Annotated in this window: 19 protein-coding genes; 5 read left to right on the forward strand and 14 right to left on the reverse strand. The window is 72.1% G+C overall.

The window, feature by feature from the left end:
- Positions 1 to 733: aminotransferase class I/II-fold pyridoxal phosphate-dependent enzyme (locus ND748_RS08440; RefSeq protein ID WP_251745109.1), on the reverse strand; the 733-nt coding region annotated here is incomplete at its 3' end.
- A 100-nt stretch (positions 734 to 833) separates the two neighbouring features.
- Here ND748_RS08440 and ND748_RS08445 point away from each other — a divergent pair.
- Positions 834 to 2294 carry a sensor histidine kinase gene (locus ND748_RS08445; RefSeq protein ID WP_285901790.1) on the forward strand — a complete coding sequence of 487 codons (1461 nt, stop codon included), beginning with the start codon at positions 834 to 836 and terminating at the stop codon, positions 2292 to 2294.
- A gap of 369 nt (positions 2295 to 2663) precedes the next feature.
- Here ND748_RS08445 and ND748_RS08450 read toward each other — a convergent pair whose 3' ends face one another.
- Positions 2664 to 2912, reverse strand: a complete 249-nt coding sequence (locus tag ND748_RS08450) for a WhiB family transcriptional regulator (RefSeq protein WP_009742166.1) — start codon at positions 2910 to 2912, stop codon at positions 2664 to 2666.
- Positions 2913 to 3450: 538 nt separating this feature from the next.
- Between ND748_RS08450 and ND748_RS08455 the strand changes: the two genes are divergently transcribed.
- On the forward strand, positions 3451 to 4320 hold the full coding sequence (locus ND748_RS08455; RefSeq protein ID WP_251745111.1) for a glycerophosphodiester phosphodiesterase family protein: 870 nt from the start codon (positions 3451 to 3453) through the stop codon (positions 4318 to 4320).
- 351 nt (positions 4321 to 4671) lie between these two features.
- On the opposite strand, the gene ND748_RS08460 is transcribed toward ND748_RS08455, so the two are convergent.
- Positions 4672 to 5727, reverse strand: a complete 1056-nt coding sequence (locus ND748_RS08460) for a diacylglycerol kinase family protein (protein WP_251745112.1) — start codon at positions 5725 to 5727, stop codon at positions 4672 to 4674.
- Positions 5728 to 6078: 351 nt separating this feature from the next.
- Between ND748_RS08460 and ND748_RS08465 the strand changes: the two genes are divergently transcribed.
- On the forward strand, positions 6079 to 6612 hold the full coding sequence (locus ND748_RS08465; protein ID WP_251745113.1) for a hypothetical protein: 534 nt from the start codon (positions 6079 to 6081) through the stop codon (positions 6610 to 6612).
- 125 nt (positions 6613 to 6737) lie between these two features.
- Here the strand turns inward: ND748_RS08465 and ND748_RS08470 are convergent, their stop codons facing one another.
- The 7 genes from ND748_RS08470 to ND748_RS08500 form a co-directional block, all read right to left on the reverse strand.
- Positions 6738 to 7712: an RNA polymerase sigma factor SigF gene (locus ND748_RS08470; protein ID WP_251745114.1), complete on the reverse strand. Its 975-nt coding sequence runs from the start codon at positions 7710 to 7712 to the stop codon at positions 6738 to 6740.
- Positions 7709 to 8245, reverse strand: a complete 537-nt coding sequence (locus ND748_RS08475; RefSeq protein WP_251745115.1) for an anti-sigma factor — start codon at positions 8243 to 8245, stop codon at positions 7709 to 7711. The genes ND748_RS08470 and ND748_RS08475 overlap by 4 nt, the downstream gene beginning before the upstream one ends.
- Positions 8246 to 8608: 363 nt before the next feature.
- Positions 8609 to 9256 (reverse strand): GNAT family N-acetyltransferase, encoded by a 648-nt coding sequence (locus ND748_RS08480; RefSeq protein ID WP_251745116.1) that lies wholly within the window; start codon positions 9254 to 9256, stop codon positions 8609 to 8611.
- Complete coding sequence (gene rfbC / locus ND748_RS08485; RefSeq protein ID WP_251745124.1) at positions 9253 to 9879, reverse strand: dTDP-4-dehydrorhamnose 3,5-epimerase; 627 nt, start codon at positions 9877 to 9879, stop codon at positions 9253 to 9255. Before rfbC ends, ND748_RS08480 begins: the two co-directional genes overlap by 4 nt.
- 174 nt (positions 9880 to 10053) lie before the next feature.
- Positions 10054 to 10806: an amino acid ABC transporter ATP-binding protein gene (locus ND748_RS08490; RefSeq protein ID WP_251745125.1), complete on the reverse strand. Its 753-nt coding sequence runs from the start codon at positions 10804 to 10806 to the stop codon at positions 10054 to 10056.
- 113 nt (positions 10807 to 10919) lie between these two features.
- Entirely contained in the window at positions 10920 to 11804 is an 885-nt protein-coding gene (locus ND748_RS08495) for an amino acid ABC transporter permease (RefSeq protein ID WP_251745117.1), read from the reverse strand.
- Positions 11801 to 12664, reverse strand: a complete 864-nt coding sequence (locus tag ND748_RS08500; protein ID WP_251745118.1) for an ABC transporter substrate-binding protein — start codon at positions 12662 to 12664, stop codon at positions 11801 to 11803. Before ND748_RS08500 ends, ND748_RS08495 begins: the two co-directional genes overlap by 4 nt.
- Positions 12665 to 13104: 440 nt before the next feature.
- Between ND748_RS08500 and ND748_RS08505 the strand changes: the two genes are divergently transcribed.
- Positions 13105 to 14334 carry an NADP-dependent malic enzyme gene (locus ND748_RS08505; protein WP_251745119.1) on the forward strand — a complete coding sequence of 410 codons (1230 nt, stop codon included), beginning with the start codon at positions 13105 to 13107 and terminating at the stop codon, positions 14332 to 14334.
- Positions 14335 to 14412: 78 nt separating this feature from the next.
- On the opposite strand, the gene ND748_RS08510 is transcribed toward ND748_RS08505, so the two are convergent.
- Complete coding sequence (locus ND748_RS08510; RefSeq protein ID WP_251745120.1) at positions 14413 to 14655, reverse strand: hypothetical protein; 243 nt, start codon at positions 14653 to 14655, stop codon at positions 14413 to 14415.
- 182 nt (positions 14656 to 14837) lie between these two features.
- On the opposite strand from ND748_RS08510, the gene ND748_RS08515 reads away from it, so the two are divergent.
- The gene (locus ND748_RS08515; protein ID WP_251745121.1) at positions 14838 to 15812 is read left to right on the forward strand and encodes a zinc-binding dehydrogenase; all 975 of its coding nucleotides are present in this window, start codon (positions 14838 to 14840) and stop codon (positions 15810 to 15812) included.
- Positions 15813 to 15911: 99 nt separating this feature from the next.
- Here ND748_RS08515 and ND748_RS08520 read toward each other — a convergent pair whose 3' ends face one another.
- The 3 genes from ND748_RS08520 to ND748_RS08530 all read right to left on the reverse strand — a co-directional run.
- A complete protein-coding gene (locus ND748_RS08520) occupies positions 15912 to 16091 on the reverse strand; it encodes a DUF6104 family protein (protein WP_251745126.1) in 180 nt (59 codons plus the stop codon).
- Positions 16092 to 16226: 135 nt separating this feature from the next.
- Positions 16227 to 20030, reverse strand: a complete 3804-nt coding sequence (locus ND748_RS08525; RefSeq protein WP_251745122.1) for a multifunctional oxoglutarate decarboxylase/oxoglutarate dehydrogenase thiamine pyrophosphate-binding subunit/dihydrolipoyllysine-residue succinyltransferase subunit — start codon at positions 20028 to 20030, stop codon at positions 16227 to 16229.
- A 564-nt stretch (positions 20031 to 20594) separates the two neighbouring features.
- Positions 20595 to 21036: AIR synthase-related protein (locus ND748_RS08530; RefSeq protein WP_251745123.1), on the reverse strand; the 442-nt coding region annotated here is incomplete at its 5' end.

Raw genomic sequence — 21036 nt, forward strand, 5'->3', positions numbered from 1 at the left:
CGCCTAGTCCGTGCGCCTCGTCGACGACGAGGACCGCCCCGTGCGCGCGGGCCGTGGCGTGCAGCTCGGTGAGGGGCGCGGCGTCGCCGTCGGCGGAGAACACCGACTCGGTCACCACGAGCGCGCGGCGCCAGCCGCCGGCGGCGAGAGCGGCGGTCACGGCGGCGACGTCGCCGTGCGGGGTGATGGCCACCCGCGCCCGGGACAGCCGGCAGGCGTCGACGATCGAGGCGTGGTTGAGCGCGTCGGAGACGATCAGATCGCCGGGGCCGGCCAGCCCGGTCAGGCACCCCAGGTTCGCCGTGTAGCCGGAGGAGAAGACCAGCGCCCCGGCGAAGCCCACGTGGTCGGCGAGCGCCTCCTCCAGCTCGCCGTGCAGGGCGGTCGTTCCGGTCACCAGCCGGCTGCCGGTGGATCCCGCGCCCCACTCCCGCAGGGCGCGCGCTGCTCCCTCGACGATCACGGGATGGCGGCCGAGGCCGAGGTAGTCGTTGCCGGCGAGGTCGAGGCGAACCCGAGAACCGTCCGCAGCGGGCGGCAGGGTGCGCGGGCGCAGCCGGCGACGCAGGCCGGCTGCCTCCCGGTCCCGGGCATGATCGGCAAGCCAGGCCAGCGGGTCGGCCGCGGGCGGGCCGCCGGGGGGTTCTGCGGTGGTCTTCGCTACGCTTGTGGCGGTTTGCGGCTCCGTGCGCGTACCGGGAACCACGGCCGCGGCGGCGTTGTCGACGGTCACGACGGCGAGCGTACGGGCCCGGACGGTCCCGCGGGGGTGCCCGCCAACTCGCAGCCCCGGTCCGTCTGGCAGTCTGCGACCCGTGGGAACCCTCGCCGACATGCTGCGCGCGAGCACGGATCTCAGCGACGACGACATCGACCACCTGCACGCGCTCGTCGCGGACTGGGCTCTGCTCGCCGACCTCTCCTTCGCTGACCTGCTGCTCCTCGTACCCGTCCGTTCCGGTTCGGGATCGGGCCGGGGCCATACCAGCGGGACCGAGTTCCTCGTCGTGGCCCAGGTCCGACCCACGACCGGCCCGACCGCCTACCACAACGACGAGGTCGGCAGCGTCGTCATCAACCGGTGGGTGGTCCAGAACGCCTGGCGGGAGCACCGCATCGCCCGGGAGGGCGAGCCCGAGTGGGACGGCGGGGTGCCGGTGCGGACGGAGGCGATCCCGGTCCGCCACGGCGACGAGGTGATCGCCGTGCTCGCCCGCGACACCAACCTGGTCAATCCCCGCACCCCCAGCGATCTGGAGTCCTCCTACCTGCAGGGCGCCAACAACCTGGCCCTGATGATCGCCGAAGGTGCCTTCCCGTTCCGCGGGAGTTCGGCCGAGCTGCCGGAGTCACCCAGGGTCGGTGACGGGATGATGCGGCTGGACGGCGCCGGCAAGGTCATCTTTGCCAGCCCGAACGCGCTGTCGGCGTATCGCCGGCTCGGCTACACCGGCAACGTCACCGGCGAGGACCTGCGCACGGTGCACCGGGCGTTGAACCTGCCCGCGACCACGCCCGCCGTCTGGCACGCGATCGGCCGGCGCCGGCCGGTGGAGGTCGAGGCCGGGGTCGGCAGCACGGTGGTGATGCTGCGGGCGATCCCGCTGTTCCCCGGGGCCACCCGGGAGGTACTCGTCCTCGTCCGGGACGTCTCGGATCTACGCCGGCGGGAGGCGTTGCTGCTGAGCAAGGACGCCACCATCCGTGAGATCCATCACAGGGTGAAGAACAATCTTCAGACGGTGGCCGCCCTGTTGCGGCTACAGATGCGCCGGACCAAGGTCGACGAGGCGCGGGCAGCCCTGCGGGAGTCGGTGCGCCGGGTGACCTCGATCGCGGTTGTGCACGAGACGCTCTCGCAGAGCCTGGGCGAGAGCGTGCCCTTCGACGAGATCGCCGACCAGATCACGTCGGTGACCGTCGACCTGGCGTCCACCGGTGCGCGGGCGAACACCCGCAGGTCGGGTTCCTTCGGGCGGCTGCCCGGTGAACTCGCCACCCCGCTGGCCCTTGTGCTTTCGGAGCTTCTGCAGAATGCTGTAGAACATGCGTTCGATGGTTCGGCGGGCTCGATCGAGATCCGCGTGCAGCGCGCGGTGGATCGGCTCGACGTCGTCGTCGCCGACGACGGGGCCGGCCTGCCGGAGGACTTCCAGCTCGAGCACTCGCCCCGGCTGGGGCTGCAGATCGTCCGTCAGCTCGTGCTCGGTGAGATGCACGGCACCATCCGGCTGCAGGCCGGGCCGGAGCGCGGCACCGAGGCGCTCCTGTCCATCCCACTTTCTGAAAGTTGAGTGTTTAGGGTGCGCGCGCGGGGGTATCCCCCAGGATGTGTCCCTCGCTCGCGGTCGGTGTGGCGATGCCTCGCGTCCGCAGGCGGGGCCCCCAGGGGCCGCCGCGGGGGCCGAAAACATTACGGCCGCCCCGTCCGCGTCGCGCCGCATCGCTGCGGCGGACGCGCGGACAGAACGGCCGATGCTGCTGCCAGCCACCCCCGTGCCAGGGCACGGGTCATGGCGTGGCGTCGTGCGGGGACCGCTGTGGTCCGCCGATGGTGCGAGGTCCGGCGGGCAGGATCTACCGCGGGTGGTTGGGGTGATACGGACGTGGCACGTCCTTGAAGCCCCCCGGTCCTTGGCGCTGGGCCACCGAGGGTCGTGCACTCAGGCGGTTCGCACCCGCAGACGGACCTGGCGCTTGAGCGCCCGGCGTTCGTCTTCGCTCAACCCGCCCCAGACACCGGAGTCCTGCCCGGTGTCCAGTGCCCAGTTCAGGCAGTCACTAGTGACTGCGCACCGCGCGCAAACGGCCTTTGCCTCTTCGACCTGGCGTTCCGCCGGACCGGTAGTACCGATCGGGAAGAAGAGCTCGGGATCCTCGTCACGGCAGAGCGCTCTGTGGCGCCAGTCCATGCGTCCAACTCCCTCTCTCGTCTCGGGCCACACTGCACATGAGACGCTTTGCGAGCCGCTACGGTTGTGCCGCGGTTGAAAATTAAATGAGCAGGTTGTCTGCTCGGCCCCGTCGGCGGGCCGTGGAGCGGGTTCCTGGCTGTCGGTGAGCCCGGGTGCACGTGCATCCACCTCGGACATTCGCCACCCTCCCACCGGAACGGGCAGGGGCGCAAGAACCTGCAACCGTCTTCACACCCTGTCTGGCCTGCACTTGTCCGGCAGGGACACAGATGGGCCACGGCGTGCGACCGTCTCCGACGGTTGCTGAAGCGCCACAGAAGTCCTGGTTGACAGGGGATGCGGTGGCATGACCTGGCTGCCGCCGGGTCGATCCGCCAGGTGCAGGGCGGGTTCTTCCCGATCAAGCGGCCGGCGTCATGCCATCTGGGCATCGATGTCCGTCTGCGCGCATCCGGGTTACTCCGGCCGCCGCTGGGCGGCGTCCTCCCCGCCTGCCGTGACACGCGCGGCCCGCCGGAGATGGCAGGGTTGAGCCATGGAGGTTCTCGGTCATCGCGGTAGCAGGGTCCCCGGCCCGGAGAACACGGTCGAGGCGGTGGACGCGGCGCTGCGTGCCGGCGCGGACGGCGTTGAGATCGACATCCGCCGCAGCGCCGACGGGGACCTGGTGTGCGTGCACGACGCCCGGCTGTCCAAGCCGGCCGGGCGGGCGATCGTCCGGCAGCCCACCGAGGCGCTGCGCGCCCGCGGCATCCCGCTACTCGACGAGATCCTCGACGTCTGGGCCGGCCGCGGCCGGCTGATCTGTGAGATCAAGAACCAGCCCGGCCAGCCGGACTTCGACGCTCCCCGGGAGCGTACGGCGCGAGCTCTCGCCGAGCGGCTGCGTGCCCGGGGCTGGACGGGGCCACGACCCACCGTGGCCGACCTCGACGCCGGGGCTGGCGGCATCACGGTGTCATCGTTCGACTGGTTCGCCATCGAGGCTCTGCGCGACGCGGAGCTGGCCGTCACGACGGCGTTCCTGACGATGCCGCGGATGTCCGTCAGTGGTGGCCTTGCCTACGCTCGATCGGCGGGCCACGCCGAGTTGCATGCCCACACCAGCGCCGTGCTCGGCTCGCCGGACGCGGGCGCCCGCGCCCGGCAGGCCGGCGTGCGCCTGGTGACGTGGACGGTCACCGCCGTGGACGCCGCGCGCCGGCTTCAGGACGCCGGGGTCGCCGGGGCGATCTGCGACGACCCGGTCGAGATCCGCCGGGCCCTCGGCGCCCCGCCTGTTCCGGACACCTCGCCCGCACCGCCCGCCTCGGGCATCTCGCCCGCCCCGGGCACTTCGCCGGCCCCGGGCATCTCGCGCGGCGCGGACACGCCGCCCGGCGGGGGCGCTCCCCAGGACGACTGAGGCAGGACGGACCACATCTGCCAGCCCCCGATCGTCCTGGCGGGGACTGCGGCCAGACTGCGGTCGAATCGTGCCGAGGCACGAGTACGGCACTCCGGGCGCGGACCGTGCTCAGGGCTGCAGCACGACTCCGTGCACGATCGATCACACGGCTGGCGGATGCCCGAACGGCAAACCGAGAGTCGGTCCGTGGACGTCGGGTCGCCCAGCGGCGTGGGTCTTCGACGCGTCCGTCCGAGGCATCGCGACACCTGCCGCGGGTCCAGGCGGACCCGCGAATCCCGGGCCGCGCCGACCCGGCCCCACCGAGCGGCGTGGCGCCGGCCAGCGGGTCGGCGCCGGGGCGGGTGGTCAGGCGATGACGCGCAGGGCCCGCGGGTGGTGGGTGAGCCTGACGTCGGCGTATTCGCCGAGGTACTCGCCGTCCATCTGGATCGGCAGCGGGTGATCCGCGAGGAACCGGATCGCGGCCGCGTCGTGGCGGCGCACGACGTTGCGCCCGCGCGGCCCGCGTCCGTCTCCGAGGATCTGCGAGGCCGTGCGCAGCACGGTGGACAGCCGCACCCGGCGCAGCGCCAGCAGGTCCAGCCCGGTGTCGAACGACGCCTCGGGGCAGGCCAGCACGGGACGGGAGTTCAGGTAGGTCCACGGGCGGGTGTTGCAGACGATGCCGAGGGCGATGCGCTCCTCGACGCTCCCGGCCGCCTCGGGGTCCGCCTGCCCGGCTTCGGTCGGCAGGCCGGCGCCGGCAGCCAGAGCGGTAGCGGCAACCGGTGCGGCGTCGGTGGGGACGGCGGTGTCGGTGGGAAGGCTGTGGGCGTCGGCCGTCTCCAGGGCGATGGGCGGGGCGCCCCGGTCGGCGCCCCGGGTCACCTGGCCCGCGGCCGTCCGCAGGAACAGGCCGGCGCTGTTGCGGCGCCCCTTGCGGCGCTTCTCCTCGGCCTGCGCGACCACCCGCGCGTCCAGCCCGATGCCGAAGCAGAACGTGAACCAGCGGCCCTCGTCGCCGTACTCGGCGCGACCGACGCTGATCCGGCGGCTACGCCCCTCACGCAACGCGTCCAGCAGCTCGCCGGTCGCCTCCACCGGCGAGGCCGAATATCCCAGGGCACGGGCGAAGACGTTCGTGCTGCCACCCGGCACCACCGCGAACGCCGGCCCGTCGTCGATCGGGCCGTTCAGGAGCAGCCCGTTGGTGATCTCATTGACGGTCCCGTCCCCGCCGAGCGCGATCACCACGTCGACACCGAGCTCGACGGCCCGCGCCCCCAGCTCGACCCCGTGGCCGCGGCCCTTGGTCAGCACGGTCTCCATCGAGACGTCCGCCGCGAGCGCACTGGCGAGGACATCGCGAACACGTTCCGTTGTGGTAGTGGCGACGGGGTTGACGACCAGCAGCCCTCGCATGCCTCTACCGTAGTCCGCCCGCCGATCCCGGGCGGCGGCTGGGAAAACTCTCACATCGGGGAAACCGGGGGATCGGATGTCAGTGCCGTCGCGCTCGCCAGTTCCCCGCGCACGGCCACGAATGGGTATCAACCACCCGTAACGGGCGCCCAGGGGAGTCGGGCGCGGACGGCGGCGACCCTCCGTCCGCGGCCGGCAGGGCAGGTGGGGGCGCCAGCCCGGGAGCGAGGGTCCGGTCTGGCCCCTTGAGGGACCGCTCTGGCGTCTTGAGGGACCGCTCTGGCGTCTTGGGGGACCGGTCTGGTGTCTTGGGGGACCGGTCTGGCGTCTAAGGGACGTAGTGTCGCAACCATGGGATCCACGAGCCGTCCCGGGCAGCCGGCCGGCGGCCGGTTCGACGAGCTGCGTGCGGCCGCGCGCACGGCTTCCGTGCCGGCCTGGGTGGCCAGCGTGCTCCTCGCCGCCGAGGCACTCGTTCTGCTGGCGCTGGGCGTCCTGCAGGTGCTGCGTGGGTTCGGTTCCGACATCGACGACGTCGGGCGCGCCGAGTCCGGTGGGGTGCTCGCCATCCTTGGCGCCGTGGGGGTGGCCGTGCTGGCGTCGGGAGTGCTGCGGCGCGGGCCGTCCTACCGGTCACCCACGCTCGTCGTGCAGATCCTCTGCCTGCCGGTCGCCTGGGGGCTGGTGCAGGCCGGTGACTACGGCTACGGCATCCCGCTGTTCGTCGTCCCACTCGTGATCGTCGTGGCCCTGCTGGCCGCGGGCGGGTTCGGCCCGTCGGCCGGCGACGCGCGCAGCTCCGCCACCCACGCGGGGCAGGACGAGGGCGGGGACGCCGGCCGCGGTGACGGCCGGCAGGTGCCTCGGGGGCCGCGGCGTCGCTGAACAGACGTACGCGGGCGCGGCCGGGGTTGGGGCGGGTGTGGACTTCGGTTCGGATGAACGTGTACGCGTCGGACGAGGTACGTGTACGCGACCGGGCGTGGCCAGACGACCGGAGGCGGGCGGGGTCAGCCGTCCTCGAGCAGGCCGCGGCGTAGCTGGGCCAGGGTTCGGGCCAGCAGCCGGGAGACGTGCATCTGGGATATGCCGAGCTCGGTGGCGATCTGCGACTGGGTCATGTTGCCGAAGAAACGCAGGAGCAGGATGCGCTTCTCCCGCGGCGGGAGCTTCTCGAGCAGCGGCTTGAGCGACTCGCGGTACTCCACGCCCTCCAGGGACTCGTCCTGGACACCCAGGGTGTCCGCGACGGCGGGAGCCTCGTCGTCACCGGAGTCCGGCGCGTCGAGGGAGACCGCCGAGTAGGCGTTGGCCGACTCGAGCCCCTCGAGGACGTCCTCCTCGCTCATCTGCAGATGCCGGGCGATCTCGCTGACGGTGGGGGAGCGGCCAAGCGTCTGGGACAGCTCGGACGTCGCCTTCGTCAGCGAGAGCTTGAGCTCCTGCAACCGGCGGGGAACCCTGATCGCCCAGCCCTTGTCACGGAAGTGCCGCTTGATCTCGCCCACGATCGTCGGGGTGGCGTAGGTGGAGAACTCCACCCCGCGCTCCGGGTCGAACCGGTCCACCGACTTGATCAGACCGATCGTGGCGACCTGGACGAGATCGTCCAGCGGCTCGCCGCGGTTGCGGAAGCGGCGAGCGAGGTACTCCACCAGCGGCAGGTGCATCCGGACGAGCTGATCGCGGATGGCGGCGCGCTCCGCGTCGCCCTCGGGCAACTCGGCGAGACGCACGAACAGCGCCCGGGCCATCGCCCGGTCGGGGGAGTGAGTGCGTTCGGGGGCGGCTTCGCGCTCGGGTTCGGCGCTCGGCACCGGCTGGGCCGCGACCTCGGTGCCGAGGTCGGGTTCCTGGCCGCGCTCGGCTGGATGCTCGTCCAGGGCGGACCCCCGCTGGCTCAGCGCGGCCACCGGGTCCACCGCGGGGGCGTCCTGGTCGGCTGCCGTGCGGGGCGGAGTCGGGGTTCTGCCGGTTGACGTCACGGTGTACCTACCGCGTCACCCAATGGTGTCTGGTTGGCCGCACCCGAGCCGCGGACGTGCCCCGCCGGCGGCTCGCCCAGATCCGCCCGCACGCCCCGGCGCTTCTGCAACGTGATGCTCACCTTGTTGCCCGGGCCGGTGGAGGTGTCCACATCGCCCGCGAGGGCCTTGAGTACCGTCCAGGCGAAGGTGTCCTCCGAGGGAGGCTCGCCGTCGAGGCTCTCGACCGTCACCAGCACGTGCATCACGCCGGGCGAGAGCGTGAACGTGCAGTCGAGCGACGACCCGGGCACCGCCGAGACGAGCAGCAGCGCGCACGCCTCGTCCACGGCGATCCGCAGGTCCTCGATGTCGTCGAGGGTGAAGTCGAGCCGAGCTGCCAGAGATGCCGTGGCGGTGCGCAGAACAGTCAGGTACGCACTGGCCGCGGGCAGGGTGAGCGCGACGACGTCGCGCAGTCCGCCGGAGTGGGCGGTTTGGCTGTCGATGGTGTCGGAGTTCTCCGCGCCGCCGGTCGAAGGCGTCGGATCCACGTTCCTACCCCCAAAGAGCCTGCATAGTGCGAGGAGGGATCCTCGCAGGTGGTCCGCCGGCCGGAGCCGGCCGAACGATGATGTTGTGAATGACTGCCTTCCCACCCACCGACGGCATCATGCCTCCCCGCGGCGGCCGTGACGTCCCTCATGGCCGGTCGCGATCCGCTCCGTCGGCGGCCGGCGGCGGCCACCGCCTCCACCGTACCCAGCCGCCGGTGGGTCCCGCAGGTCGGGTGATCGTAAGTCCCCGCTCTGGGCCCCTTTCCGTGCCTGGCCGGCGCCGGTGTCGACCAACCACGCGGGGCCCGGGAACTGGGACGAACCGGCGGGCGGGCCTCGATCCGGGCCGAAGCGGCGGGATCAGGCCGGATCCCCGGCGCAGGCGCCCGAGCCGGGCCGCGGGCGGGCCAGGGCGGCGAGATCGGTGAGGGCGTCGCCATCCACCCGCCAGGTCGACCACCCGGCCAGCGGCCGCGCCGCCAGCGAGCGGTAGAACGCCTGCGCCGGCGTGTTCCAGTCGAGCACGGCCCATTCGAGCCGCCGGTAGCCGTGCTTGCCGCAGAGCGTGGCGAGCGCGGCGAGCAGCGCCCGCCCGTGGCCGCCACGGCGGTGCTCCGGCCGCACGAACAGGTCGATCAGATACATGCCGGATTGGCCGGTCCAGGTCGAGAAGGTCGGATGCCAGATCGCGAAGCCCACGACCGGGGGTGGGTGTGCCACCCCGATCGGCGGGACGTCGCCGGTGGGCGGGGTGTCGCCGGTGGGGAGTGCGGCGCCGGTCGGGAGAGGGCCCCCGGACGTGGGTGCCACCCCGTCCGGGGTGGCACCCACGGGTGACTGGTCGGCGATGGCCACGAGGCAGTAGGCGGCCGGGACCGGGCCGAACAGGGCGGCCTGCAGCTCGGCCGGGGTCATCGCGACCCGGTCTGCTTCGCGCTCGTAGGCGGCGAGCGCCCGGACCAGCTCCAGGACGACCTCGACGTCCCCGGGGCCGGCCACCCGGATCATCGCGATCCGCCCGCCGTGGCGCCGGCGGCGCGTAGCTCGTCGTAGAGGGTCAGGCAGTCGCGGTAGGCCGGCAGCAGGCCCGCCGACTCGGCCTCCTTCAGAGTGGGGGCCGCCGCGTCCTTCTCCGACAACAGCGGGGTGAGGTCGTCGGGCCAGGGCAGCGCCAGATCGGGATCGAGCGGGTTGACGCCGTGTTCGCGGCCGGGGGTGTAAGGCGTCGAGCACAGGTAGGAGATCGCCGCGTCGTCGGTCAGCGCCATGAAGGCATGCCCCAGGCCCTCCGAGACGTACAGACCCCGCCGGTCGACGTCGTCGAGCAGGACCGACGCGAAGGTGCCGAACGTGGGCGATCCGGTGCGGATGTCCACGACGCAGTCGAGCACCCGCCCGCGCACGCATGTCACATATTTCGCCTGACTGGGCGGTACCTGAGCGTAGTGCACGCCGCGAAGGGTCCCGGCCCGGCTGACGCTGTGATTGGCCTGCGACAGGGTCAGCGGATGGCCCACGACCTCGGCAAGCGCGTCGGAGCGGAACCACTCCAGGAAGGTCCCGCGGCTGTCGGAGTGCTGACGCGGGGTGAACACCCAGGCGTCCGGAACCGAGAGTTCGCTGATCTCCACGACAGCGAAGGTACCGGTTCGAGGGGTTGCCTCCCAGCAGGCCGGACCGTCGGGTCGGCGCGCGTTGGCGCACAGGTGTGGCTCTTGCGGAGCGCCGGCTCCGGTGGTGCGGCCGGTGTCGTGCGCCGACATCCACTGCCCGGGTCCTCCTGGCGGGTTCAAGCTCTGCGCCAGCTAGAGCACCTTGGACAGGAAGGCCCGGGTGCGCTCGTGGGCCGGCGCGGTGAGCAGGGTGGCCGGCGGGCCGGCCTCGACGACCGTGCCGGCGTCCATGAAGACGACGGTGTCGGCCGCCTGGCGGGCGAACCCGAGCTCGTGCGTGACCACGATCATCGTCATCCCCTCGGCGGCGAGCTGGCGCATGATCTCCAGCACCTCGCCGACCAGTTCGGGGTCGAGCGCGGAGGTCGGCTCGTCGAACAGCATCAGCTTGGGGCGCATCGCCAGCGCCCGGGCGATCGCGACCCGCTGCTGCTGCCCGCCGGAGAGCTCGGCCGGGTAGGCGCCCGCCCGATCGGCGAGGCCCACCCGGGCCAGCAGCGCCCGGCCTCGTTCGACCGCCTCGGATCGTCGCTCGGCGCGCACCCGGACCGGGGCCTCGATGATGTTCTCCAGGGCGGTCAGGTGCGGGAAGAGGTTGAAGCGCTGGAACACCATTCCGATCTCCCGGCGCTTGCGGGCGATGTCGCGTGGTCGCAGCTCCCGGATCCGTCCGCGGTGCTCGCGGTAACCGACGAGCTCCCCGTCGACCTCCAGCCGGCCACCGCTGATCCGCTCGAGGTGGTTGATGCAGCGCAGGAACGTGGTCTTCCCGGAACCGGATGGCCCGATCAGGCAGGTCACCTCCCCGGGGATCACGGTCAGCGAGACGTCCTGAAGGGCGGTGTGCTGGCCGAACGACTTGCGCACCCGCTCGGCGCGGACCATCGGCACTGCTCCGGCTGGCGCCCCGCCGGACGGCACCCCGACGCCGGCTGGCACGGCGGTGGTTGGCACGGCGGTGGTTGGCACGGCGGTGGCGGGCACCGCCACCTCGCCGCTCACCGGCGCTGCCCGACGCGGGGCAGGGTTCCGCGGGCGAAGCGGCGCTCGAGCTGGTGTTGCCCGACCGTGAGCACCGAGGTCAGCGCGAGATACCACAGCGCCGCCACGATCAACAGGGGGATCGTCTGGAAGTTGCGGGCGTAGATGAGTCGAGTGGCGTTGAGCAGCTCGTTGTAGGAGATCACGCTCACCAGGGAGGTCGTCTTGAGCATCGAGATGGTCTCGTTGCCGGTCGGTGGAATGATCGTCCGCATGGCCTGCGGAAGTACGATGCGTCGCAGGGTCAGCGCCCGGGACATGCCGAGGGCGGACGCCGCCTCGGTCTGGCCCGCGTCGACGCCGTTTATCCCGGCACGCACGATCTCGGCCATGTATGCGGCCTCGTTGAGGCCGAGTCCGAGCACCGCCGCGGCGAACAGCGGCACGATGTGGTTGGCGTCGCCGGAGACGAGGCTGGGCCCGAACGGTATTCCGAGCGAAAGCCGGGGGTACAGCGCGCCGATGAAGCTCCAGAACAGGATCTGCACCAGCAGCGGCGTGCCCCGGAAGAACCAGATGTACAGCCAGGCGGCGCCGGCCACGACCGGGTTCGGTGACATCCGCAGGATGGCCAGCACGATTCCGCCGACGATCCCGATCGCCATCGCGATGACCGTCAGGTAGACGGTGGCCCACATGCCGCGCAGCACCGGCTCGGCGAAAAGGTAGTCACCGACGGTGCCCCACTGGAAATTCCGGTTGGTGACGAGGGAGTGCACCCCCATCGCGGCCAGCACACCGATGGCCACGCCGGCCGCCCACCGGCCGGGATGGCGCAGCGGCACCGCGTCGACGTCCACCCCGGCGCCGCGCTGGGGCGGCGAGGCGTCCGCGGCCGTCATCCGGCCGCGCCGTTGATCCGCGGGTCGCTGATGGCCCCGTCCCGGACTCCCCACCGGTCGAGGATCTTCGCGTAGGCGCCGTCGTCGATCAGCTTCGCCATGGCGGCATGCAGCGGGGCTGCCAGGCCCGAGTTCTTCGGCACGGCGATGCCGTAGGGCGCCGTCCCGTAGGGCTTCCCGACGATCCTGATCTTTCCGCCGGACAGCTTCGCCTGGTAGTCGGCGACCGGCGAGTCCGCCATGGACACCTCGGCGCGGCCCGAGGTGAGGGCCAGGTTGGCGCCGTTCTGGTCGTCGTAGTTCTGCACGGTGACCTTGGGCTTGCCCGCCGCCGTGCACCGGCCGCTCTGGTCGTCGGCGTCGGACTGCTGGGTGGTGCCGGTTTCCACCGCCACCGTGCGCCCGCACAGGTCGGCCAGGGTGGCGATCTCCACACCACCCTCGCCCCGGGTCATGAAGGAGGTGCCCGCGGAGTAGTAGGTCACGAAGTCGACCTGCTTCTCCCGCTCTTTGGTGTCGGTGAAGGACGACATGCCGACGTCATATCGGCCGGAGGCGAGACCGGGCAGGATGGAGTCGAAGACCACCTGCGTGGGCTGGACCTTGAGACCCAGGACACCGCCGAGTGCGCGAGCCAGGTCGATATCCATTCCGATGATGGCTTTTCCGTCCGTGTCGAAGAACTCGTTCGGCGCGTAGGACGGGTCGGTGGCCACCGTGAGGGTCCCCTTGTCGCGACTGCTTTGGGGTAGTTGACCTGCGATGACGCTGTCGGTGGCGGTTGTCGCCGCCGGCGTGGCCGTGGAGTCGGAGTTGTCATCGCCACAGCCCGCCGCGATCGTCAGCAGCGCGAGGCTCATGACCAGGGCAGATATCCTCGCACCATGACGAAAAACGCCGCTGTGCACTGATGACCTCCGGGATTCGGGTGGAGCGTTAGGTGGCGTGGGCGGTGTCCGAGTGCACCCAACCCTGATCATGTGACGCCTTCGCTACGCTCGCACACCCGCTCCGTGTCGACATGTTTCGTTTGCGTTGCGGTGAGGTTCGTCCGAGGTTCACCGTGGGCGAACCTTCGGCGCGAGCCCGACCGGGTCGGCGTGCGATATTGGAAGTAACCCCGGGCAACCCCCGGGCGCTCGTCCCGCTCCACGATCACCAAACATCGTGGAGAGGGGCCGCTCAGGCCCGCCCTCCCGCGGACACGGCACGCACGGAGGGCGGGCGTCTTGTAGCGCCGCCCAGGTGGTACCACGATTGCCCAAGGGGCCACCGGCGGCATGTCCGAGGAGCAATCTCCGTGACCGCAACCACTGACCATTCGACCCTCGACTCCACCGCCGCGTCGGAACTGGCCGGGGTCAGCCCGCGCCCGTCCGACGACGATCCTGCCTTCGCCCTGCACCGCGGCGGGAAGATCGGTGTCGCGCTCACCGTCCCGCTGGAGACCCGCGAGGACCTCTCGCTGGCCTACACTCCCGGGGTCGCGCGGGTGTGCCTGGCGATCGCCGAGACGCCGGCACTCGCCGACGACTACACGTGGCGGTCCAACACCGTCGCAGTCGTCACCGACGGGACCGCCGTGCTCGGCCTCGGTGACATCGGCCCCCTGGGTTCCCTGCCGGTCATGGAGGGCAAGGCGGCGCTGTTCAAGCACTTCGGCGGCGTCGACGCCGTCCCGCTCGCGCTCGCCTGCACCGACGTCGAGGAGATCGTCGAGACCGTCACCCGGCTCGCCCCGAGCTTCGGCGGGATCAACCTCGAGGACATCTCGGCGCCGCGGTGCTTCGCGATCGAGCGTCTCCTGCAGGAGCGCGTCGACATCCCGGTCTTCCACGACGACCAGCACGGCACCGCGATCGTCGCCCTGGCCGCGCTGGAGAACGCCGCCAAGCTGACCGGGCGCACCCTCGGCGACCTGCGGGCCGTGGTGTCCGGCGCGGGCGCGGCCGGAGTCGCGGTGACCCGCATCCTGCTGGCCGCCGGCATCGGCGACATCGCCGTTGGCGACAGCCGCGGCATCATCTACCCCGGCCGCGACGCCCTCACCTCGGTCAAGGCCGCGCTCGCCGCCGAGACGAACTCCGCCGGCCTGACCGGTTCGATCACCGACGCGCTGCGCGGTGCCGACGTCTTCCTCGGCCTGTCCTCCGGGCAGGTGCCGGAGGAGGCGGTCGCGACCATGGCTCCCGAGGCGATCATCTTCGCGATGGCGAACCCGGACCCCGAGGTGGAGCCCGCGATCGCCCACAAGTACGCCCGCATCGTCGCCACCGGGCGCAGCGACTACCCCAACCAGATCAACAACGTGCTGGCGTTCCCCGGGGTGTTCCGCGGTGCGCTGGACGTGCGCGCCAGCCGGGTGACGGAGGGCATGAAGCTCGCCGCTGCCACTGCGCTTGCCGACGTGATCGCCGACGAGCTCCGCGAGGACCTCATCATCCCAAGCGTGTTCGACCCTCGGGTGGCCCCGGCCGTCTCCGCGGCGGTCGCCGCGGCCGCCCGGGCCGACGGAGTCGCCCGGCGCTGAGACAAAGCCTGGGAGACGCTCGGGAGCCCCGCAGGCCCGCCCGGTCTGCGGGGCTCCCGAGCCCGTCTGCGGGTCGTCTCAGACCCGGCCGCACCCCTGGCAGGGTCGGTGCTCGGCGGCGTCGTCGAGCGGGCGCAGCGTCCCGCAGCCCTTGTAGGAGCAGCAGACGAAGTCCGCGGACATGACGGTGATGACCGGCGTGCCGTCCACCATGACGGTGGCGGGCGCCTCCGGGATCGGGACGATGTGCCGACGGCGCCAGCTCAACCGCCGGTGCGCCCCGCGCCGAGGGGGCATCTGCGACGGGTCATCCCGGGTCACCACGGTTTGTTCACCGCCCCGTCCACGCTTGTCCTACCCACGGCGATGAGTTCAGCACAACCGACCCGGGGACGCGCGGCCCGGGGCGGATGATCCCTGTTCGTCGCATTTGGCCTCGGCGTCCCCCTTGCGGCCGGCTCGCGCCGCTCGCGCCCACGACCGGGCGGCCGTAGGTTCGTGGGGTGCTCGCAGCCGCCGCGGTCTCCCTGCATCCCGATGCTCCTCTCGACGGTCTGTCCATCGGCGAGCAGCCTGAGCCCGCGCCGCCGGACGGGTGGGCCACCGTCACGGTGCGGGCCGCCTCGCTGAACCATCACGACCTCTTCAGTCTGCGTGGAGTGGGCCTGCCGGCCGACCGCCTCCCGATGATCCTCGGCTGTGACGCCGCCGGGGTGACCGCCGAGGGGGAGGAAGTCGTCGTGCACGCGGTGATCGGTGATCCGGCTGCGGGCGCCGGCGACGAGACGCTGGACCCGCGGCGAACCCTACTGTCCGAACTGCATCCGGGCACCCTCGCCGAACGGGTCGCGGTGCCCCGGCGCAACCTTCTGCCGAAGCCCGCCGGGCTGACGTGGGAAGAAGCGGCGTGCCTGCCGACCGCCTGGCTCACCGCTTACCGGATGGTGGTGTCCCGGGCCGGCCTGCCCGCGGGTGGCGGCGGGACGCTGCTCGTCCAGGGGGCCGGCGGCGGGGTGGCGACCGCCGCTCTGCTGATCGCCAAGGCCGCGGGGCACTGCGTTTTCGTCACCTCGCGGGACGCCGGCAAGCGCGCGCGGGCCGCGGCCCTCGGCGCGGACGGGGTGTTCGAGTCCGGTGCCCGGCTGCCGAAGCGGGTCGACGCCGTCATCGAGACCGTCGGCGCCGCCACCTGGAGTCATTCGGTCAGGTCTCTGCGGCCCGGCGGACGCATCGTCGTCTCCGGTGCGACCAGCGGTCCCAACCCGCCGGCCGAGCTCACCCGGATCTTCTTCCTCCAACTGTCGGTCGTCGGATCGACGATGGGCAGCCGGGAGGAGCTCGTCGACCTGCTTGCGTTCCTGGAGCGCACGGGCGTCCGCCCGCCGGTGCACGAGGTGCGGCCGCTGTCCGCGGCGCGCGCGGCATTCGAGCAGCTCGCCGGCGGGGACGTCTTCGGCAAGCTGGTGCTCACGCCCTGAGCGGCCCGGCCCGGGGAGCGCGGGCCGCGCAGGCCGGGCTCAGGAGGCGCAGGCCGGCTCAGGAGGCGTGGGTCGGCTCCCAGGTAGGCGTGGGCCGGCTCAGAGGTCGGCGTCGTCGTCGGGGCGGGCGAGCCAGGTGGCGAGGCGTTCGACGGCCTCTTCGAACTCCGGGTGGACGTCGACGAACGCCCGCAGCGAGTCGGCGAGTCCCTCGTAGGTCACCGTCTCCGCGCCGCGGCGCTCGGCGAGTTCCTCGATGCCTCGGTCGGTGAAGTACATCCCGCTCCCGTCATCCCCGGTGGCGTCTGGGTCCCGCCGGCCGCCCGGATCAGCGAACAGGACGGTCCCGGCAGGGCCGGGACCGTCCGTCATCCTCGCTGATCCGGGCCCGGTCGCTGATCCGGGCCCGGGGGCTCAGTCCTCGAACGCGGCCTCGACGAGGGCCTGCTGCTCGCGCTCGTGCACCCGCGACGAACCCGACGCCGGGGCCGCCGCCGCCCGTCGGGAGATCCGGCGCAGGCGGATCCCGCCGGGCAGGAACTCGCCGAGGTTGAGCGCCATGTGCGGGTAGGCGCCCTGGTTCGCCGGCTCCTCCTGCACCCAGACAACGTCGGTGAGGTTCGGGTAGCGCTCGAGCGCCGTCGCCAGCTCCGGCCCGGGAGTCGGGTAGAGCTGCTCGACCCGCAGCAGGGCGAACCGCTCGGCGTCGTCGTGCCTGCCCCGGGCGGCGGCCAGGTCGTAGTAGACCTTGCCGGCCGAGAGCAGCACCCGGCGGACCGTCGACGGGTCGGTGACGAAGTCGTCGGGCATGACCGGCTGCCAGCTACCCTCGGTCAGCTCCGCCACCGTCGAGGTGGCGGCCTTCAGCCGCAGCATCGACTTGGGCGTGAAGACAACCAGCGGGCGCCGCACCGGCGAGAGGGTCTGGCGGCGCAGCAGGTGGAAGTAGCTGGCGGGGGAGGACGGCGCCGAAACCGTCATGTTGTTGTCCGCGCACAGCGACAGGAACCGCTCGATGCGGGCGGAGGAGTGGTCCGGCCCCTGGCCCTCGTAGCCGTGCGGGAGCAGCAGCGCCAGCGCCGAGCGCTGGCCCCACTTCGCCTCGCCGGCGCTGATGAACTCGTCGATGATCGACTGAGCGCCGTTGGCGAAGTCGCCGAACTGGGCCTCCCACAGCACCAGCATGTCCGGCCGGGCGACCGCGTAGCCGTACTCGAATCCCATCGCCGCGAACTCGCTGAGCAGCGAGTCGTAGACGTAGAAGGTGCCGACGCCGTCGTTGTTCTCGGTCCCGTCGACGCCGTAGCGCAGCGTCCGCAGCGGGGTGTGGTCCTCGGCGCTGTGCCGGTCGACCAGCACGGCGTGCCGCTGGCCGAAGGTGCCGCGGCGGCTGTCCTGCCCGGTCAGGCGGACCGACCGGCCATCCAGGATGAGCGTGCCGAACGCCAGGGTCTCGGCGAGCGCCCAGTCGATCGCGTCGGTCTCGACCATCGTGGCGCGCCGCTCGATCTGCGGGCGCAACCGCGGGTGGACGGTGAAGCCGTCGGGGAGGGTGACCTGGGTGTTGACGACCCTCTTGACGGCCTCGGCGGAGACCGCGGTGCTGACCGCGGCGGCCGCGGCGGCCTCTTCCGGGGTGGTGACGATCCGCGGTTGCGGCGCGGCACCGGACGGGGTGGTGTCCCGGGTCTGCGCGAACGCCTTCTCCAGCTCGGCGCGGTAGGACTTCATCGCCTGCTCGGCCTCGTCGCGGGTGATGTCCCCGCGGCCGATCAGCGCCTCGGTGTAGAGCTTGCGCACCGAGCGCTTGCTGGCGATGGTGTCGTACATCAGCGGCTGGGTGAACGACGGCTCGTCCATCTCGTTGTGGCCGCGCCGCCGGTAGCAGACCAGGTCGATGACGACGTCCTTGTTGAACGCCTGGCGGTACTCGAAGGCCAGCGCCGCCACCCGCACGCACGCCTCGGGGTCGTCCCCGTTGACGTGGAAGATCGGTGCCTGGACCATCCGGGCGACGTCGGTGGCGTAGACCGAGGACCGGCTCGACTCCGGCGAGGTGGTGAACCCGACCTGGTTGTTGATGACCAGGTGGATCGTGCCGCCGGTGCGGTAGCCGCGCAGCTGGGAGAGGTTCAGCGTCTCGGCGACGACCCCCTGCCCGGCGAACGCGGCGTCGCCGTGGACGAGGACCGGCAGGACGGTGAAACCGGCCGTGCCCTTGTCCAGGATGTCCTGCTTGGCGCGGACGACGCCCTCGGTGACCGGGTCGACGGCCTCCAGGTGCGACGGGTTCGCCACGACCGAGACGGGCACCTTGCGCCCCTCGCGGCCGGTGTAGATGCCCTCCGCGCCCAGGTGGTACTTCACGTCGCCGGAGCCGTGCGCCGTCTGCGGGTTGAGGTGCCCCTCGAACTCGGCGAAGATCTGCCGGTAGGACTTGCCGACGATGTTGGCGAGCACGTTCAGCCGGCCGCGGTGGGCCATGCCGATGACGACCTCGTCGATGCCGGCGTCCGCGGAGCGCTCCAGCACCTCGTCGAGCGTCGGGATCGTCGACTCGGCGCCCTCCAGCGAGAAGCGGCGCTGGCCGACGTACTTCGTCTGCAGGAAGGACTCGAACGCCTCCGCGGCGCCGAGGCGTTCGAGCACGTGCAACTGCTCGGCCGGGTCCGGGCGCTCCGCGGCCCGCTCGACCCGGGCCTGGATCCAGGCCCGCTCGTCGGGCTCCTGGATGTGCATGTACTCGATGCCGACGCGGCGGCAGTACGAGTCGCGCAGGACGCCGAGCACGTCGCGCAGTGACATCGTCCGCTGGCTCGCGAACCCGCCGACGGCGAACTCCCGGTCGAGGTCCCACAGCGTCAGCCCGTGGCTGATGATGTCCAGGTCGGGGTGGCTGCGGATGGCGAACTCGAGCGGGTTGGTGTCGGCCATCAGGTGACCGCGCACCCGGTAGGCGTGGATCAGCTCCAGCACCCGGGCGTTGTGGTCGAGGTCGCCCTCGTGCACCACGGGCTTGTCCGCGACCCAGCGGATGGGCTCGTACGGGACCCGTAGCGACTGGAAGATCTCGTCGTAGAAGCCGTCCTCGCCCAGCAGGAGCTGGTGCATCCGGCGCAGGTACTCACCGGACTGGGCGCCCTGGATGATGCGGTGGTCGTACGTGCTGGTCAGCGTGATCGTCTTGGAGATCGCGAGTCTGGCCAGCGTGTTGGCCGCGGCGCCGGAGAACTCGGCCGGGTACTCCATCGCGCCGACGCCGATGATCGTGCCCTGGCCCTCCATCAGCCGGGGCACCGAGTGCACCGTGCCGATGCCGCCGGGGTTGGTCAGGCTGATGGTGACGCCGGTGAAGTCGTCGGTCGTCAGCTTGTTCGCCCGGGCGCGGCGGACCAGGTCCTCGTAGGCCGCCCAGAACTGGTTGAAGTCCAGCGTGTCGGCCTTCTTCACCGCGGCGACGACGAGCTGGCGGCCCTTCGGCGTCACCAGGTCGATGGCCAGGCCGAGGTTGACGTGCTCCGGCTGGACGAGCGCCGGCTTGCCGCCGACCTCGGCGTAGGAGGCGTTCATGGCGGGGTGTGCGGCCAGCGCCTTGACCATCGCATAGCCGATGATGTGGGTGAACGACACCTTGCCGCCGCTGGAGCGGGCCAGGTGCCGGTTGATGACGATGCGGTTGTCCGCGAGCAGCTTCGCCGGGAACGCCCGCACCGACGTGGCGGTCGGGACGTGCAGCGACGTCTCCATGTTGCTGACCACGCGGGCGGCCGCGCCGCGTAGCGGCGTGGTGGCCGAGCCCTCCGAGCCGGCGGGGGCGGGTGCCGGCTTGGCGGCCGCGACGGGCTTGGCGGTTGCCGGCTTCGCAGGCGCGGAGGGTGCGGGCGTGGCGGGCTTCGCGGGCGCTGCCGCAGCGGGCTTCGCAGGCGGGGCCGGAGCGGGCACGGACGCCGGGGCCGCGGGCGGGATAGGCTTCGCCGCAGCGGGCTCCGTGTGGGAGACCTCACCGTCGGGTGAGATCCCGCTTGGTGCCACCTCCGCGGCGGGCGCGTCCACGCCGGGGCCGACCGGCGGCGCGGTGGGCTGGTAGTCCGAGAGGAACTCTCGCCACTCCGGCGACACGCTTTGTGGATCTTCGAGAAACTGCTGGTAGATCTCGAAGACCAGCCATTCATTAGGTCCGAAGTCAGGTCCTGACGCAGGAACCGTCGGTGCTGTCACGGGGCCATTCGCCTCTATCCACGGTCTCACTTCACGGCCTCCGAAAGGCCCTTCTGCCACCGTCTGCTCAGGCTACCCGCTCTGGACACCCAGGGCAGGGGCGGGCCCGCCCGGTCGGGTCACAGGCACGGTGCGTGCCCGATCGGTGCCGCCGTGGCCGTCCGGGTGGCCGATGTGGGGCTGGTTCGCCGGCGGCGGAGGGTGGCTGGCCCGCCCTGGCGGCGCCCACCCGATCCGGGTCACTCGTCGGGTTCCCGCGCGGGGAACACCCCGGTCGGTCCATCCGTTAAGCTGAGTGTCGCCGGCCCGCATCATGGCCCCCGGACCCAATAAAAGTCGCTTCGTGCGACCTACGCCCGTGAGGCGACCTGGCGGGCCGGCGTCTACTTGGTTCGAACAATGCAGCTCGCCCCGGCAGATCGCCGGGGCGATTTCTGCTGTTCGGACCCGTTCACCCGAATCGAGGCGGCCTCCTGCCTGCCCGCCGAGACCGGCCGCCGAGGTGCCGTGGCCGGGCGCCGAGGTGCCGTGGCCGGCCGGGCGCCGGGCCACCGAGCCCCCCGGTCACCCGAAGTGGTTCCAACCCGCTCGGCCCGCGGTCGGCCGCCCGGCCAGGGTCACGCCCGATCCGGGCAGCACCAGTCCGATCCGTTCACAGCCGTCGGGGACGGCCGCCGACGGGGGCAGGCAGGCGACGAGCGCGTGGTCCTCGCCGCCGGCGAGCACCCAGTCCAGCGGGTCCACCGCCAGTTCGGCGGCGGCCGAGCGCAGCGATGCGCCGCCTGCCAGGGCGGTCAGGCCGGCCAGGTCGAGATCGATCCGCACCCCCGAGGCGGCGGCGATGTGGCCGAGGTCCTGGACCAGGCCGTCCGAGACGTCGCACATCGCGTGCGCGCCCGCCGCGGCGAGCGCCGGGCCGAGCGGGTACGGCGGTCGGGGTCGCCGGTGCGCCGTGACCAGCTCCGCCCAGCCGGCATCCGCGCCGTCGCCCAGGTCAGGTTCCGCC

Origin of the sequence: Frankia sp. AiPs1 (assembly GCF_023716945.1) — a bacterium.
Lineage (GTDB): Bacteria > Actinomycetota > Actinomycetes > Frankiales > Frankiaceae > Frankia.

Bases quoted from the DNA above. Each gene is read 5' to 3' on its own strand.
- ND748_RS08445 (WP_285901790.1), top strand. From the start codon at position 834: ATGCTGCGCGCGAGCACGGATCTCAGCGACGACGACATCGACCACCTG.
- ND748_RS08450 (WP_009742166.1), bottom strand. From the start codon at position 2,912: ATGGACTGGCGCCACAGAGCGCTCTGCCGTGACGAGGATCCCGAGCTC.
- ND748_RS08455 (WP_251745111.1), top strand. From the start codon at position 3,451: ATGGAGGTTCTCGGTCATCGCGGTAGCAGGGTCCCCGGCCCGGAGAAC.
- ND748_RS08460 (WP_251745112.1), bottom strand. From the start codon at position 5,727: ATGCGAGGGCTGCTGGTCGTCAACCCCGTCGCCACTACCACAACGGAA.
- ND748_RS08465 (WP_251745113.1), top strand. From the start codon at position 6,079: ATGGGATCCACGAGCCGTCCCGGGCAGCCGGCCGGCGGCCGGTTCGAC.
- ND748_RS08480 (WP_251745116.1), bottom strand. From the start codon at position 9,256: ATGATCCGGGTGGCCGGCCCCGGGGACGTCGAGGTCGTCCTGGAGCTG.
- ND748_RS08490 (WP_251745125.1), bottom strand. From the start codon at position 10,806: ATGGTCCGCGCCGAGCGGGTGCGCAAGTCGTTCGGCCAGCACACCGCC.
- ND748_RS08495 (WP_251745117.1), bottom strand. From the start codon at position 11,804: ATGACGGCCGCGGACGCCTCGCCGCCCCAGCGCGGCGCCGGGGTGGAC.
- ND748_RS08500 (WP_251745118.1), bottom strand. From the start codon at position 12,664: ATGAGCCTCGCGCTGCTGACGATCGCGGCGGGCTGTGGCGATGACAAC.
- ND748_RS08520 (WP_251745126.1), bottom strand. From the start codon at position 16,091: ATGTACTTCACCGACCGAGGCATCGAGGAACTCGCCGAGCGCCGCGGC.